The organism is Rhodobacter capsulatus (assembly GCF_052363175.1).
Lineage (GTDB): Bacteria > Pseudomonadota > Alphaproteobacteria > Rhodobacterales > Rhodobacteraceae > Rhodobacter > Rhodobacter capsulatus_D.
The window spans coordinates 3,273,251-3,288,281 of sequence record NZ_CP198946.1 but is presented as its reverse complement, the minus strand read 5'-3'; the positions used below and the strand labels follow the sequence as shown (position 1 = coordinate 3,288,281).

Genomic DNA, 15,031 nt, shown 5'->3' with positions numbered 1-15,031 from the left:
AGCGCCAGCGCATTTCCTGCGCTTTCCCGCTTGACGCCCCCGCGGCCAGCCGTTACACCCCGCCCCATCGCGCGGTTGTAGCTCAGTTGGTTAGAGTACCGGCCTGTCACGCCGGGGGTCGCGGGTTCGAGCCCCGTCAACCGCGCCACTTTCCCCCTCCCTCTGGACGCTTCCACCTTCGTGGCGTATCACGCGCCGAACGGAGGATTTCTGATGCGCGACGAGCTGGATGCGAAAACCCTGATCGACACCATGGGCCAGGCGGCCCGTGCCGCGGCGGCCGAGCTGGCTTTCGCTCCGGCGCCGCGCAAGCAGGCCGCGCTGATCACCGCCGCCGAGACCGTTGCCGCCCGCAAGGACGAAATCCTTGCCGCCAATGCCGAAGATCTGGCGTTCGGTCGCGAAAAAGGGCTCAGCCCGGCAATGATGGACCGGCTGATGCTGGACGAGGGCCGCATCCGTGGCATCGTCGAGGGGTTGCGTGCCGTGGCTGAGCAGCGTGATCCGGTGGGCGAAGTGATCGCCGAATGGGATCGGCCGACGGGGCTGCATATCCAGCGCGTCCGCACGCCGCTGGGCGTCATTGGGGTGATCTACGAATCGCGGCCCAATGTGACGGCCGATGCCGGGGCGCTGTGTCTGAAGGCAGGCAATGCGGTGATCCTGCGCGGCGGTTCGGAAAGCTTCCATTCCTCGCGCGCCATTCATGCCTGCATGGTGGCCGGGCTGAAGGCGGCGGATTTGCCCGAGGCGGCGATCCAGCTGGTGCCGACGCGCGACCGCGCCGCGGTGGCCGAAATGCTGCGCGCCGTGGCCCATATCGACGTGATCGTGCCGCGCGGCGGCAAGGGGCTCGTGGGTCTCGTGCAGGCCGAGGCGCGGGTGCCGGTCTTTGCCCATCTGGAGGGGATTTGCCACACCTACGCCGATGCCGATGCCGATCTGGACAAGGCGCGGCGCGTGGTGGTGAACGCCAAGACCCGCCGGACCGGGATTTGCGGGTCGATGGAATGTCTGCTGATCGATCGCAAGTTCTACGAAAAGCACGGCGCGGTGCTGATCGAAGATCTGATCGCGAAGGGCGTCGAGATGCGGGTTTCGGCCGATCTCGCGCATATCCCCGGCACCGTTCCCGCGGCCGAGGAGGATTTCGGGCGTGAATTCCTCGACATGATCTGCGCGGCGAAGCTTGTGGACGGGGTGGACGGGGCCATCGCCCATATCCGCCGCTACGGGTCGAGCCACACCGAATCGATCCTGACCGAGAATGACGCCACCGCGGCGCGGTTCTTTGAACGGCTCGACAGCGCGATCCTGATGCGCAATGCCTCGACGCAGTTCGCCGATGGCGGCGAATTCGGCATGGGGGCAGAGATCGGCATCGCCACGGGCAAGCTGCATGCGCGCGGCCCGGTGGGGGCCGAGCAGCTCACCTCGTTCAAATACATCGTGCGGGGCGATGGGACGATCCGCGCATAGAGCCGGGCCCGAGGCTCAGAACCGGATCTCGACGCTCGTCTCGGCCACGTCCCAGACGATGCGTCGGCCCTGATGGCTGGCCTCGCGTGGCAGAAGCAGGAACTGGACTTGCGCGGGGGTGACCGTGGCAAGGCTGCCCGACAGCCGCGACCACAGTTCCGGATCGGGTTTCGTGCGCTTTGCCTGCGCGACAAGACGCCATTCGCCGTCTTCCTCCGAGATCACGACTTCGCCACCCCAAGGCAGCGCGGGCTCAAGGCAGAGGATGGCGAGAAAGATCAGTTTCACCACCCGGCGCGACTGATCGCCGACCTCGAGCCAGTGATATTTCACCCGCCCCCCGCGCGAGACTTCGTCAATCACACCAAGGATTTCAGAGCTTCCGATGCGCTGATCGACCGAGGCTTGACCAAAGGCGATGCGGAAGAACTTGATCCGCGCATTGGCCGCCGCGACGCTTTCGGAAATCAGCTGCACCTCGGGGCTGTCGCCCAGCCCCGACATCGCCAGAAGTTCCACCCCGTTGCCGATCGCCCCCAAAGGGCTGATAAGGTCGTGGCAGAGTCGCGAGCCGACAAGGGCCACCAGATCGGCCTCGGTCGGGGCCGTTTCGGCAAGCGGGGCGGTGACAAAAGCGTCATGAGGCATGAAGGGTCTCCCTTTCGGGGGGTCGCCGAAGCGAGGGCAGGATGAACGAGTTTCTGGAACCGGGGATGCTGGTCAAGAACCCCCAGGTCCCCGAGTGGGGGCTGGGACAGGTGCAGTCGCGTGTGGGCGACAAGGTGACGGTCAATTTCGAACATGCCGGCAAACAGGTGATCGATGGACGACGGGTGCAGCTTGCACTCGTTATTCCTGACCAAGGTTGATAAAAGGTTAACCGCTTTAAGATTGGTTAACACCCTGATGCCGAAAATGTAACCCTGGGCAGGTCACCTTACGTCAGGGGGGACACGCTTGTCGGCCGTCATTGCACCGACCCGCGCGACGGCCTACACCGGATGCAGACAGAAGGCTTTGATCATGGCGGCAGCACCGCTTTCTTATGAAATCAGATTGGCGCGGGATGCACAGGACATTCGGGCATCGCAACGGTTGCGCTATGTCGTGTTCGTCGAGGAACTGGGTGGCGCCGGGCCATTGATCGATCATGAAAACAGGCTTGAAGCGGATGAATTCGACCCGCTGTATGACCATCTCGTGCTGATCGACACGTCGAAACCCGAAGACGATCTGGATCGCGTCGTGGCGGCCTACCGGCTTTTGCGCTCGGATCGGGCGGCGGAAATCGGGCGCTTTTATTGCGATGCGGAATATGACCTGACGCCGTTGCGGGCCTCGGGGCGGCGGTTGCTGGAGCTTGGTCGGTCCTGCGTGCATCCCGATCATCGCGGCGGGGCGGCCATGTTGATGCTGTGGAATGCGCTGGCCGATTACGTTCTGGCGCATGAGATCGAGATCCTGTTCGGCGTCGCCTCGTTCCACGGCACCGATGTCGAGGCGCTGAAACAGCCGCTCTCCTGGCTGCATCACCACCATCTTGCCCCCGAGGGGCTGCGCCCGCGTGCGACGCATTTCCAGACCATGGATCTGGTGCCCGAAGATGCGCTCGATCGCCGCAGCGCGATGGAAGCGATGCCGAATTTGATCAAGGCTTACTTGCGCTTGGGGGGGTTCGTCGGCGAAGGCGCCTTTGTCGACCGGCCCTTCAACACCACGGATGTCATGCTTTTGATGGATACGCAGGCGATGTCGGAAAAGCACCGGGAATTCTATACGCGACGGGTGGAGGGGCGCGGATGACACGACCGATCTGGATGGGGGATGAGCCGCCGCCCGACAGGCCCGCGACCCTCGCGGATTGGCTGCGGATGATCCTGCGGGGCGCGCCGATGGCGACGGTTCTGCTGATCGGGCTCGTCGTGCATCTGTCGGTGCGGCTGATCGAGCGTCCGCTGCATGGCGAGCATCGGCCCTGGACGCCCGCGATCACCACCGTCGTCTGCCGGATCTGCATCGTTATCCTTGGTCTGCGCTACAGCGTCCGCGGCGAGCCCATGCGCCACATCGGCGCCGTCGTCGCCAACCACACCGGCTGGCTCGACATCTTTACCCTCAACGCTTGCCAGAAGCTCTATTTTGTCTCCAAGGACGAGGTGGCAGACTGGCCCTTCATCGGCTGGCTGGCCCGTGCCACCGGCACCGTCTTCATCCGTCGCGACCCGCGCGAGGCGAAGGCGCAACAGGCGGTCTTCGAGGAGCGCATCCGCGACGGCCATCATCTGCTGTTCTTCCCCGAGGGCACCTCGACCGACGGGCTGCAGGTGCTGCCCTTCAAGACGACGCTCTTTGCCGCCTTCTACACCCACGGGCTCGACAAGGTGATGCAGATCCAGCCGGTGACGGTGAATTACACCGCGCCCGGCGGCGAAGATCCGCGCTTTTACGGCTGGTGGCGGGACATGCCGTTCGGATCGCATCTGGTCAAGGTGCTGTCGGCGCCGAAACAGGGCGCGGCCGAGGTGGTGTTCCATGCGCCGCTTGATGTGTCGGATTACCCCTCGCGCAAGGATCTGGCGGCAGCCTGCGAGGCTGCCGTGCGGTCGGGCATGGCTCAGCGGTCGCGGTAATAGCGCAGCACGGCCAGCCGGATTGCGGTCGCAAGCCCGGTGCCCGGATCGCGGCTGGCGTCTATTTCGCGGGCAGTCTCGTTGATGCCCAGACCGCGCTCTGCGGCCAGCGCCTTGAAGCCCGCCCAGAACTCGTCCTCAAGCGAGACCGAGGTGCGGTGCCCGCCCAGGGTCAGCGAATGCTTGCGTGGGGCCTCGCTCACGCCTTGTCCTCTGGGCCGTCCTCGCGCCGATGCGCGTCCAGCGCGGCGCGGGCTTTGGCGGCTTCTGTCTCTTCCAGCTTTTTCTGCGCCTTGGTGCGGCCGAATTTGGCCGCATTGGCATCTGCCGCGGCCTTGGCTTCGGCGCGGGCGGCTTGCTTGCGGAAACGGTTCAGATTGACGATCTCGGCCATGACGCACCATCGCATGGCCCCGCGGTTCGCGCAATCCGGGCAATCCTCGTCCGCTTTGCGGGCTAGCCGCCGTCACCTGCTTGCGCTTGCCTGAGCCCAAGAGGAGAGCCGCCATGAGCCTGACCATCGCCCCTGATCGACCCCGCCGCAACATTCGGCCGCAGCGGCCTTGCGAGCGGGGAAGGGGGTGCCTATCTGCCAGATATCCTCCTCTGATCCTTGTGAAACCTCCGCTCATGACGTGCCAAATTGCCATGTGCCGCCCTTGCCTGCCCTGCATTTCCCCCGGGGGGTGGGCATGAGCCGGATGTCCGGCCCCGCCGCGCGTGCCCGGGCGCGTGCCGTTGCCGCGCGCCTGCGCAGCCGTCTGGCCCGCAAGCCCCGGCCCGAGCGGCTGTCGGAACTCTTGACCGAACTGGCCGAGGATCAAAGCCGCGACCGCATCGCGCTTTCGGATCTTTTGACGCGGCTCAGCGTGCGCGCTTTCGGTCCGCTGTTGGTGATCTTCTCGCTGCCGAACGTTTTGCCGACGCCGCCGGGCACCTCGGCCGTGCTGGGGCTGCCGCTGATTTTCCTGACCTTTCAGATGCTGATCGGCGGGCCGCCGTGGTTTCCGGCCTTCATCGCCAAGCGCTCGATCGCGCGGGAGGATTTCGCGCGGCTGGCCGCGTTTGTCGTGCCGCGGCTGACCCGGGCGGAAAAGATGCTGAAACCGCGGCTGGGCTTTCTGTCTTCGAAATGGGCCGAGCAGGGGCTGGGGCTTCTGGCGCTGGTGCTGGCGATCATTCTGACGCTGCCGATCCCGCTGGGCAATATCGGCCCGGCCTTTGCGTTGACGCTGATCGGCATCGGGCTTTTCGAGCGTGACGGGCTTTGGGTAATGGCCGGGGTGGTGGCCGGGCTTGGCGCGCTGGCGCTGGTGCACGGGGTGATCTGGGCGATGATCGCCGCCGCTGCGCATGTGCTGCAAAACTGGTCCTGAACACTGGAGATGAAAAAGGCCCCCGCCGCGGCGGGGCCTTTTTCACTCCGATAGATCTGCGATCACTTCGGCAGGATACGCACGCCGCCCTTCGCCGCCGAAGAGGCAAACATCGCATAGGCCTTGAGCGCGGTCGACACATGGCGCGGACGGGGCGCGGCGGGCGCCCAGGGCAGCGGTCCCTTGGCGGCGCGGCGGGCGGCCAGCGTCGCCTCGTCCACCGCCAGATGGATGCTGCGGTTCGGAATGTCGATCTCGATCAGATCGCCGGTTTCCACCAGACCGATCAGCCCGCCTTCCTCGGCCTCGGGCGAGACGTGCCCGATCGACAGCCCCGAGGTGCCGCCCGAGAAGCGCCCATCGGTCAGCAGCGCGCATTTCTTGCCCAGCCCCTTCGATTTCAGATAGCTCGTCGGATAGAGCATTTCCTGCATGCCCGGGCCACCGCGCGGGCCCTCGAAGCGGATCACCACCACTTCGCCCTCGATGACCTTGCCGGTCAGGATGCCGGACACCGCATCGTCTTGCGATTCAAAGACTTTCGCCGGGCCGGTGAACTTCAGGATCGACTCGTCCACGCCCGCGGTCTTCACGATGCAGCCGTTTTCCGCGATATTGCCAAAGAGCACGGCCAGACCGCCGTCCTTGGTGAAGGCGTGCTCGACCGAGCGGATCACGCCGCTTTTGCGGTCGCGGTCCAGCTCCTTGTAGCGGTTCTGGGTCGAGAAGGCTTCGGTGGTGCGCACGCCCCCCGGTGCGGCGCGGTAGAACGTATCGACGGCGGGATCATTGGCCACCATCACGTCCCATTTCGCAATCGCCTCGGCGATGGTCGCCGAATGCACGGTTTTCGCATCGCCATGCAGCAGACCGCCGCGCAGCAACTCGCCGAGGATCGCCATGATGCCGCCCGCGCGGTGCACGTCTTCCATGTGCACATCCTGTTTCGCCGGGGCGACCTTGGACAGGCACGGCACTTTGCGCGACAGCCGGTCCATGTCGTCCATGGTGAAATTCACCTCGCCTTCATGGGCGATGGCGAGGAGGTGCAGCACGGTGTTGGTCGAGCCGCCCATCGCGATATCAAGGCTCATCGCGTTCTCGAACGCCTCGAAGGTGGCGATGTCGCGCGGCAGCAGGCCCTTTTCTTCGCCTTCATAGTGACGCTTGGTGATCTCGACGATCTTGCGCCCGGCTTCAAGGAACAGCGCCTTGCGGTCGGCGTGCGTCGCCAGCATCGAACCGTTGCCCGGCAGCGCCAGACCCAGCGCCTCGGCCAGACAGTTCATCGAGTTCGCGGTGAACATCCCCGAGCACGAGCCGCAGGTCGGGCAGGCGGCTTTCTCGATCGCCTCGACCTGTTCGTCGGTGTAGCTGTCGTCGGCGGCCACGACCATCGCATCGACCAGATCAAGGTCGTGGTCGATCACGTCGGAGCTGATCTTGCCCGCTTCCATCGGCCCGCCCGAAACGAAGATCACCGGGATGTTGAGCCGCATCGCCGCCATCATCATGCCGGGGGTGATCTTGTCGCAGTTCGAGATGCAGACCATCGCATCGGCGCAATGGCCGTTGACCATGTATTCGACCGAATCCGCGATCACCTCGCGCGAGGGCAGCGAATACAGCATCCCGTCATGGCCCATCGCGATGCCGTCGTCGATGGCGATGGTGTTGAATTCCTTGGCGACACCGCCCGCGGCTTCGATTTCGCGCGCGACCATCTGGCCAAGGTCCTTCAGGTGGACGTGACCCGGCACGAACTGGGTGAAGGAGTTGACGACGGCGATGATCGGCTTGCCGAAGTCGCCATCCGTCATGCCGGTGGCACGCCAGAGGCCACGCGCCCCCGCCATGTTGCGGCCATGGGTCGATTTGCGGGAACGATAATGCGGCATCTGGCGTCTCCGGACTGGCTTTGGCTTGCGCCCTTCTAGCGCAGGCCGGGGGGCGATGCCAACCACGAAGCCTTGCGGCATGGGGCGCTTTGCAGGTCGTGTCAGGAAGACCTGGCCTCGGCCATCGCCGAGGCCTTTCCCGCTCCGCCCGACCCCGCCCTTACGTCATCAGCTCCACCGCCATCGCCGTGGCCTCGCCGCCGCCGATGCAGAGCGTCGCGACGCCGGTTTTCAGCCCATGCGTCCGCAGCGCCGCGAGCAGCGTCACCAGAACCCGCGCCCCCGAGGCGCCGATCGGATGCCCCAGCGCACAGGCGCCGCCGTGCACGTTCACGCGCTCATGCGGCAGGTTCAGCACCGTCATCGCCGCCATCGCCACGACCGCGAAAGCCTCGTTCACCTCGAAAAGATCGACCGCCCGCAGATCGAGATCGAGCTTTTCGGATAGCCTCGACAGCGCCCCGATCGGCGCGGTCGGAAACAGGTTCGGCTTGTCGGCATGGGTCGCATGGCCCAGCACCCGGGCAAGCGGCGTCAACCCACGGGCCTCGGCTTCCGAGGCGCGCATCAGCACCAGCGCCGCCGCCCCGTCCGAGATCGACGACGAATTCGCCGCCGTCACCGTGCCTCCCGCGCGGAAGGCCGGTTTCAGCGTCGCGATCTTGTCCATCCGCGCCTTGCCCGGCTGCTCGTCGGTATCCACCCTGACCTCGGTCTTGCCCGAGATCACCACCGGCGCGATTTCCGCCGCGAAAGCCCCGTTTGCAATCGCCGCCTGCGCCCGGGTCAGCGAGGTGATCGCATAGTCATCCTGCGCTGCGCGGGTGAAACCGAATTCCTCGGCGCAGTCCTCGGCAAAGGTGCCCATCAACCGACCGCGGTCATAGGCATCCTCGAGCCCGTCCAGAAACATGTGATCGAGCACTTGCCCATGGCCAAGCCGCAAGCCCCCGCGCGCTTTCGGCAGAAGATAGGGGGCATTCGTCATGCTCTCCATGCCGCCCGCCAGCACCACCTGCGCCGAGCCCGCGAGCAAAAGGTCATGGCCGAACATCGCCGCCTTCATGCCGGAGCCGCACATCTTGTTGATCGTTGTCGCCCCTGCCGCAAGCGGTAGGCCAGCCTTCAGCGCCGCCTGCCGTGCCGGGGCTTGACCCTGACCCGCGGGCAGGACGCAGCCCATGATCACCTCGTCGACCTCCTCGGCCGGAAGACCCGCCCGCGACAGCGCCGCGCCCAAAGCCACGGCGCCCAGATCGGCGGCGCTCAGGTCCGAAAAGGCGCCCTGAAAGCCGCCCATCGGCGTGCGGGCAGCCCCCGCGATCACCACCGGATCCATTTCTTCCCCCCTCATTTCGCGGCCATCCGCAAAGCGCCGTCGAGCCGCAGCACCTCGCCGTTCATCATCTGGTTTTCGCAGATATGGCGCACCAGCGCCGCATATTCCGCCGGATCGCCCAGCCGGTTCGGGAAGGGCACCGAGGCGCCCAGACTGTCCTGCACCTCCTGCGGCAGGCCCGCCATCATCGGCGTGCGGAAGATGCCGGGCGCCACCGTCACGACGCGGATGCCATGTCGGGCAAGCTCGCGCGCGGCCGGAAGCGTCAGCGCCGCGACGCCGCCTTTGGACGCGGCATAGGCCGCCTGTCCGATCTGCCCGTCAAAGGCGGCGATGGACGCTGTGTTGACGATCACCCCCCGCTCGCCGCCCGGGCCGGGGGCGTTCTTCGCCATCGCCTCGGCGGCCAGACGCAGCATGTTGAAGGTGCCGACAAGGTTCACCGTCACCGCGCGGGCAAAACTGTCCAGCCGATGCGGACCCTCGCGCCCCAAAATCTTTTCCCCCGGCGCGATGCCCGCGCAATTGACCAGCGCATCAAGTCGCCCGAAAACCGAAATCGCCAGCGCGATCGCGGCGGTGCCATCGGCTTCCTGCGTGACATCGGCGCGGCAAAACCGCGAGGCGGCGCCAAGGTCCGAGGCCATCGCCATGCCCGCCTCGGCGTTCAGATCGACGATCACCACCTTGCCGCCATTGTCCGCAACCATCCGCGCGACCGCGGCGCCAAGCCCCGAACCGCCGCCGGTGACGACAAAGACCTTGCCTGAAATCTGCATCCTCTCCTCCCTTTCCCTCACGTCAAATCCTATCGGGGGCGGGGTCTCTGGCAACGGCAAAGGCGGCTCAGCCTCCGGTTGCGACGCAACGGAATTTGCGGCGTTGACGGAGGCCAAGGGGCTTGGCAAGACGGCACAAAGGAGAGCGCCATGAGCACAGCCACCCCCGCCACCCGCGCGCTTGAAGCCGCCAAGGTGGCGTTCGAGCGGATCGAATACGATTACGTCGCCGGGCAGGACAAGATCGGCCTGCATGCGGCCGAGGCGATCGGCGCCGATCCGGCCGAAGTGTTGAAGACGCTGATGGTCGAGGTCGATGGCAAACCGGCCTGTGCGGTGATCCCGTCGGACCAGACGCTCTCGATGAAAAAGGTCGCGGCGGCCTTTGGCGGCAAGACGGCGGCCATGATGCCCCCCGACAAGGCCGAGCGGCTGACCGGCTTTCACACCGGAGGGATTTCGCCTTTCGGGCAAAAGAAGCGGGTGCCGGTGGCTTTTGAGGCCACGGCGCTGGGGGTGGACCGGATCGTCGTCAATGGCGGAAAGCGGGGCTTGATGGTGCGGCTCGCGCCTGCCGATGCGCTGGCGGTGTCGGGCGGTATCGCGAAGGGGTTGGTGGCCGAAGGTTAGGGCTGTCTGGCCTCGACCGGCTGTGCCTGCTGGGCCCGTTTGGCCGCAAGACGCGGCCATCGCAGCGATACCATACGTTTGGTCATCCCAACGCGCCTCTATGGAGGTTTCGGTCGCGATTTGTTTTTTTGCAGGATGCCCGTGTCAGCGCGCTTCTGCGGTTGAGGCGGCGGCGCGTTCGTGTGGCGGCAAAGTCGCGTCCTGCAGATACCGCGGCGGGGCCGCATTTTCGCCGGGATCGGACGTGAAAGCGTGGTTAATGTGATCGCATCGAAACGTTTCGACCGACAGGAAACCATGCCGCGCCTGATTTCGCTCGTCTTTGCCCTTTGCGGCCTTCTGGCCCTTGTCCCCTCCGTTCAGGCGGAAAGCACGGCTGCAAAGCCGTTGGGCTTTGGCCATTTTCTGAACAACGACCTTCTGGGCGACGGCAAGGATCGCTGGCAAACCGGCTCTTACACGATGTCCTGGCTGCGCGGCCCGGGTTGGAATGGCACGTTGCCGGGGCGTCCCTTCGAGATCCTCGAATACCGGCTGAGTGGCGCGGTGATTGCGCCGTCGCGGTTGAAAAGCCTGCATGGCGATCGGCGCTATGTCGGCAAGGCGAGCTATGCGATCCACACGCCCTTCGCCCCCACCGCCACGACCGAGGCGGATCTGGGCCTTGGTCTGGTCTGGACTGGCCCGGCGAACGGGATTTCCGAGCTGCAGGGCGATCTGCACGACTGGCTGAACCAGCCCACCCCCCGCGCCGCCGACAGCCAGTTGCCGAACCATCTTTATCCGGTGATCAGCGGCGAAATCGCGCGGCCTGTGGCCTTGGGCCGGGCCGAGGTGCGTCCCTTTGCCGAAGCCCGGGCCGGAGACGAAAGCCTGCTGCGTGTGGGCGCCGATCTGGCCTTTGGCAAGCGCGAGACCGGGGCGCTTTGGCTGCGCGACGAGGTGACCGGGCAGCGCTATGTCGGCATTTCCGGCACCGGGGGCGAGGGCACGTCGTTTGTCGTCGGCGCCGATCTCACCCATGTTTTCGACAGCGCTTATCTCCCGGGAGGCTGGGACGTCCAGCCCGAGCCCAACCGCGCCCGGTTGCGCGCGGGTCTTTCCACGCGGCTTGGTCGGGTCGGGGTGTTTTACGGTGTCACCTGGTTGTCGCGCGAATTCATCGGCCAGCCCGAGGGGCAATGTGTCGGCTCGCTTCGGCTGCGGATGAAGTTCTGAAAAATTCAGCCTGAAGTTGTCTTTTTCTTGATCTGGATCAAAGGGGATTCACAAGCCGAATCACCCGTGTTAGGTTTGCCTTAATCAAGGACCGAAGGGTCCATACTTCGAGGCAGGACATACAGGCAATGAAGCCGGGCTATCTGGGCACCTTCGTCATATCGTGGGTCCAGACAGAGATTGATGGCGCTCTTGGCGCTCCGGTCTCAAGCCTTTCGACGGGGGCATGTTGGCGCTGGACCGGCGAGGCGGTCCGGGTTGATGGCCCGAGCGACGTTCTGATCCTGAGCGGGGCCGAGGGCAGCGAGGCGCTGCGCCAGCGCGCGGCGCGGGTGGTGCGCCGACTTCTGGGCGTGGCGGTCGACGGCGGTGGCAGTGCCGCCTTTCGCGCCGCAGCCGATCTGCCCGAGCTTCCGGATCAAAGCTTTACCGTGACCGACGGCATCGCCTCTTATGTCATCACACTGGTCGAGCTGCCCGAGGCGCGGGCGCGTCTGTTGATGTTTGCCGGGCGCATGCCGCCGCGCGACACCGATCTGTGGCTGGTCGAGAGCAACGTCGATCTGCGCCCCGAGAGCCAGCGCCTGCCCGAGCCCGGGGTCATCTGTTTCACGCCGGGCACGCTGATCGACACGCCGCGCGGGCCGCGCCCGGTCGAGGCTTTGCGGCCCGGCGACCGGGTCTGGACCCGCGACGAGGGCGCGCAGGAGCTGCTTTGGATCGGATCGCGGCGGATGAGCGGGGCCCGGCTTTACGCGCTGCCACATCTGCGCCCGGTGCGGCTGCGGGCAGGGGCGTTCGGGATTTTGCAATCTGGGGGCGAGTTGCGCGTTTCGCCGCAGCATCGGCTTTTGGTGACTGGCCCCGCGGCGCGGGCGCTGTTCAACGAGGCCGAGGTGCTGGTGCAGGCGATCGATCTGGTGAATGGCACGTCCGTCCGGGTCGAGACGACCCTGCCCGAGGTCACCTATCTGCATCTGCTGTTCGAGCGCCATCAGGTGCTGCGCGCGAACGGGGTCGAGACCGAGAGCTTCCACCCCGCCGCGACCGAAATCGAGGGTATCGCCGAAGATCAGCGGCGGGCGCTGCTGCGGCTTCTGCCCGGGATTGACGCCGATCCGATGCGCTACGGGCCGTTCGCGCGGCGCATTCTAAGCGCCTCGGAAGCCGCGATCCTGCGCCACGATCTGGCGGCTTAACGCTCGGTCAGTTTCAACTCGATCCGGCGGTTTTGTGCCCGCGCTTCTGCGCTGTTGCCCGCGGCCACCGGGCGGAATTCGCCAAAGCCCGCCGCCGCCAGCCGCTTGGGCGCGAAGCCCTGTGCGTCGATCAGATATTTCACCACCGAGAGCGCGCGGGCTTGTGACAGCTGCCAGTTGTCCTTGAATTCCCCCTGACCCGAGAGCGGCGTGTCATCGGTGAAACCGTCCACCTCCAGCACCCAGTCGATCTCGGGCGGGATCTCGGCGGCCAGTTCACGGAAGGTCTCGGCCACGCGCGAAATCTGCGCCTGCCCCTCGGGCGAAAGATCGGCCGAGCCGAGTTCGAAAAGCACTTCGGAGGAAAAGACGAAGCGATCGCCGACGACCCGAACGCCCGCGCGCCCGTCCAGCAGTTGCGACATCCGACCGAAGAATTCGGAGCGATACCGGGCCAGATCCTTCGCCTCGGCCTCGGCCTTCTTGCGGGCCTCCTCCTCCAGCGCAGCGCGGCGTTTCTGTTCCGCCGCGACCTGCGCGAGCGCCGAATTGAGCTGGCTTCCCAGCGCTTCGACCTGCACCTTGGCATCGGCATCCTTGGCCTTGGCCGCGTCCAGAACCGCTTGCAGATCGGCCAGTTGCGTGCGCAAAGCCGCCACCTGCTGGTTGAGCAGCGTCACCTGTTCCGCCTTGCGATCGCCTTCGGCCCGCGTCTCGGTCAGGGTCTTTTCCGCCAATGCCTTCAGCGCCGCCTGCTTCTCAGCCTCGCTCAGCTGCACCTCAAGCTTGCCCTGCAGATCCTTCTTTGCCGCCTCGGCCGCAGCCAGAAGCGTCAGGGTTTCCTCGGCCTTTTTGCGTGCCTCCTCAAGCTGCAACCGGGCCGCCGCCAGAGCCTCGTCCGAGGTTTTCAGATTGCCCTGCAGGCTGGAAATCGTCGCCTCCTGCGCCGCCTTGTCGGCCAGAAGCCCCGCCACCTGCGCCTCGAAGGCGGTGATCCGCGCGCCCGCGGCATCGAGCCGCCCGGTCAGGGTGTCGGTCTTCGCCTGTTCCAGCGACAGCGCCTGCGCCAGCCCGGCGACCTGCGCCGACAGCGCGTCCAGTTCGTGATCCTTCGTCGTGATCGTGTCGCGCAGCATCGACTGCACCATCATGAAGATCGACAAGACGAAGATCAGCACCATCAGCAGGGCGCCCATCGCATCGACGAAGCCCGGCCAGACATTGGTGGTGGTGAAGCGCTGCCCGCGGCGGCCCGAGAGCGCCATCTCAGCCCTCCCCGCCGCGGGCGCGGGTCAGCAGCGCACGCGTCAAGGCCGCGAAATCGTTGCGAATATCAGCCATGCTTTCCTGCCGCCCAGCGGACATCTCTTCCAGCATTCGCGACATCTGCAGATCGATCGAGCGCAGCCGCATCCGCATCTCGGCATCGACATCCAGATCGGCATGGCGGTCGGCGGCACTCTGTTCCGCCAGCCGATCAAGGGCCGCGATCAGCCTTTCCTGTCCCTCGGCCATCTGCGCCAAGGCCTCGGCCTGCCCGGCGCGGGCATCGACCTCTGACCCCAGCCGCTGCGCCAGATCGGCAAAGCCCTGGGTCAGCTGCGCCAGCCGCGTCTCGGTCTGGCTGCGCGCCTGTTCGGCCCGGATGAACAGCGTCTGCAGCGCGTCCATCTGCTCGGCCATGTGGTCAAGCACGCCTGCCACGGCCGAAGCCTCGCCCGCGCCTTCGACCTCGGCCGAGGCAAAGGACAGCCGGGTGATCGAGGAAATCCAGTCCTCCAGCTCGCCGTAAAAGCGGTTCTGCCCATGCGTGGCGAAAAGTTCGAGAAGTCCAACGACGAGCGATCCGGCAAGGCCAAGGAGCGAGGAGGAAAACGCCGTGCCCATGCCGCCGAGCTGACCTTCCAGCCCCGACATCAGGCGCGAAAAGACCGCCGTGGCCGCTTCGCCTTGTTGCGGGGCAAGAGCGCGGATCGTGTCGACGACGCCCGGGACCGTGGTGGCAAGGCCGTAGAACGTGCCCAGAAGACCGAGGAAGATCAGAAGGTTCGAGAAGTAGCGGGTGATGTCGCGGGCCTCGTCGATCCGCGCCGCGACCGATTCGAGGATCGAGCGGGCGGCGGTCGTGGCGATGGTGCGGCTGGCGCCACCGCGGCCCAGAAGGGCCGCCAAGGGCACCAGCATCTGCGGCGGGCGATACATCGGCCGACCGGGGCGGTCGGCGGCGAAGCTTTCGATCCAGCTCACGGCTTTCACCAGCTGCACCACCTGCCAGAAACAGCCCAGAACGCCGAGCACGAAGACCGCGCCGATCAGCCCGTTCAGCAGCGGATTGGTCTGGAAGATCGGGTAGATACGGGCATAGGCCAGAAACCCGCCCGCGCCGACAAGCGCCAGCACGACCAGCATCGAGACGATCTGTCGGACGGGTTGCGAAAACTGCGGGGGTTGGACCCGGACCGGTGCGCGCATGTTTTGCCTCT

General features: G+C 66.0%; 16 protein-coding genes and 1 tRNA gene. 9 read left to right on the top strand and 8 right to left on the bottom strand.

The features are described from left to right. Window positions 1-71 precede the first annotated feature (71 nt). Window positions 72-148 (top strand) — tRNA-Asp (locus ACTTAI_RS17070). 65 nt (window positions 149-213) lie between these two features. Beyond that, complete coding sequence (locus ACTTAI_RS17065) at window positions 214-1,479, top strand: glutamate-5-semialdehyde dehydrogenase (protein WP_444452702.1); 1,266 nt, start codon at window positions 214-216, stop codon at window positions 1,477-1,479. 15 nt (window positions 1,480-1,494) lie between these two features. Here ACTTAI_RS17065 and ACTTAI_RS17060 read toward each other — a convergent pair whose 3' ends face one another. After that, the gene (locus ACTTAI_RS17060; protein ID WP_444452701.1) at window positions 1,495-2,127 is read right to left on the bottom strand and encodes a histidine phosphotransferase family protein; all 633 of its coding nucleotides are present in this window, start codon (window positions 2,125-2,127) and stop codon (window positions 1,495-1,497) included. A 41-nt stretch (window positions 2,128-2,168) separates the two neighbouring features. Between ACTTAI_RS17060 and ACTTAI_RS17055 the strand changes: the two genes are divergently transcribed. The 3 genes from ACTTAI_RS17055 to ACTTAI_RS17045 all read left to right on the top strand — a co-directional run bounded on the left by ACTTAI_RS17055 (window position 2,169) and on the right by ACTTAI_RS17045 (window position 4,109). Continuing rightward, window positions 2,169-2,348 (top strand): DUF3553 domain-containing protein, encoded by a 180-nt coding sequence (locus ACTTAI_RS17055; protein ID WP_444452700.1) that lies wholly within the window; start codon window positions 2,169-2,171, stop codon window positions 2,346-2,348. 154 nt (window positions 2,349-2,502) lie between these two features. Next, entirely contained in the window at window positions 2,503-3,282 is a 780-nt protein-coding gene (locus tag ACTTAI_RS17050) for a GNAT family N-acetyltransferase (protein ID WP_444452699.1), read from the top strand. Further along, a complete protein-coding gene (locus ACTTAI_RS17045) occupies window positions 3,279-4,109 on the top strand; it encodes a lysophospholipid acyltransferase family protein (protein ID WP_444452698.1) in 831 nt (276 codons plus the stop codon). Before ACTTAI_RS17050 ends, ACTTAI_RS17045 begins: the two co-directional genes overlap by 4 nt. On the opposite strand, the gene ACTTAI_RS17040 is transcribed toward ACTTAI_RS17045, so the two are convergent. After that, window positions 4,094-4,312, bottom strand: coding sequence for a ribbon-helix-helix domain-containing protein (locus tag ACTTAI_RS17040; RefSeq protein WP_444452697.1), 219 nt, complete (start codon window positions 4,310-4,312; stop codon window positions 4,094-4,096). The two genes, ACTTAI_RS17045 and ACTTAI_RS17040, sit on opposite strands and share 16 nt — an antisense overlap. Then, complete coding sequence (locus ACTTAI_RS17035) at window positions 4,309-4,503, bottom strand: DUF4169 family protein (protein WP_444452696.1); 195 nt, start codon at window positions 4,501-4,503, stop codon at window positions 4,309-4,311. The genes ACTTAI_RS17040 and ACTTAI_RS17035 overlap by 4 nt, the downstream gene beginning before the upstream one ends. 298 nt (window positions 4,504-4,801) lie before the next feature. Between ACTTAI_RS17035 and ACTTAI_RS17030 the strand changes: the two genes are divergently transcribed. Further along, entirely contained in the window at window positions 4,802-5,485 is a 684-nt protein-coding gene (locus ACTTAI_RS17030) for an exopolysaccharide biosynthesis protein (protein WP_444452695.1), read from the top strand. Between the two features lie 62 nt (window positions 5,486-5,547). On the opposite strand, the gene ilvD is transcribed toward ACTTAI_RS17030, so the two are convergent. From ilvD to ACTTAI_RS17015, 3 genes are all read right to left on the bottom strand, one after another. Further along, on the bottom strand, window positions 5,548-7,383 hold the full coding sequence (ilvD, locus tag ACTTAI_RS17025) for a dihydroxy-acid dehydratase (RefSeq protein ID WP_444452694.1): 1,836 nt from the start codon (window positions 7,381-7,383) through the stop codon (window positions 5,548-5,550). A 160-nt stretch (window positions 7,384-7,543) separates the two neighbouring features. After that, window positions 7,544-8,737: an acetyl-CoA C-acyltransferase gene (locus tag ACTTAI_RS17020; protein ID WP_444452693.1), complete on the bottom strand. Its 1,194-nt coding sequence runs from the start codon at window positions 8,735-8,737 to the stop codon at window positions 7,544-7,546. Beyond that, window positions 8,734-9,501: a 3-hydroxyacyl-CoA dehydrogenase gene (locus ACTTAI_RS17015; protein WP_444452692.1), complete on the bottom strand. Its 768-nt coding sequence runs from the start codon at window positions 9,499-9,501 to the stop codon at window positions 8,734-8,736. The genes ACTTAI_RS17020 and ACTTAI_RS17015 overlap by 4 nt, the downstream gene beginning before the upstream one ends. A 150-nt stretch (window positions 9,502-9,651) precedes the next feature. On the opposite strand from ACTTAI_RS17015, the gene ybaK reads away from it, so the two are divergent. The 3 genes from ybaK to ACTTAI_RS17000 all read left to right on the top strand — a co-directional run bounded on the left by ybaK (window position 9,652) and on the right by ACTTAI_RS17000 (window position 12,548). After that, window positions 9,652-10,131, top strand: coding sequence for a Cys-tRNA(Pro) deacylase (gene ybaK, locus ACTTAI_RS17010; RefSeq protein ID WP_444452691.1), 480 nt, complete (start codon window positions 9,652-9,654; stop codon window positions 10,129-10,131). A 297-nt stretch (window positions 10,132-10,428) separates the two neighbouring features. Further along, window positions 10,429-11,349 carry a lipid A-modifier LpxR family protein gene (locus tag ACTTAI_RS17005; RefSeq protein ID WP_444452690.1) on the top strand — a complete coding sequence of 307 codons (921 nt, stop codon included), beginning with the start codon at window positions 10,429-10,431 and terminating at the stop codon, window positions 11,347-11,349. Window positions 11,350-11,477: 128 nt separating this feature from the next. Then, window positions 11,478-12,548, top strand: coding sequence for a Hint domain-containing protein (locus ACTTAI_RS17000; RefSeq protein ID WP_444452689.1), 1,071 nt, complete (start codon window positions 11,478-11,480; stop codon window positions 12,546-12,548). On the opposite strand, the gene ACTTAI_RS16995 is transcribed toward ACTTAI_RS17000, so the two are convergent. After that, window positions 12,545-13,813, bottom strand: a complete 1,269-nt coding sequence (locus tag ACTTAI_RS16995) for a peptidoglycan -binding protein (protein ID WP_444452688.1) — start codon at window positions 13,811-13,813, stop codon at window positions 12,545-12,547. The two genes, ACTTAI_RS17000 and ACTTAI_RS16995, sit on opposite strands and share 4 nt — an antisense overlap. A gap of 1 nt (window position 13,814) precedes the next feature. Beyond that, on the bottom strand, window positions 13,815-15,020 hold the full coding sequence (locus ACTTAI_RS16990; RefSeq protein WP_444452687.1) for a biopolymer transporter ExbB: 1,206 nt from the start codon (window positions 15,018-15,020) through the stop codon (window positions 13,815-13,817). Between the last annotated feature and the right edge of the window lie 11 nt (window positions 15,021-15,031).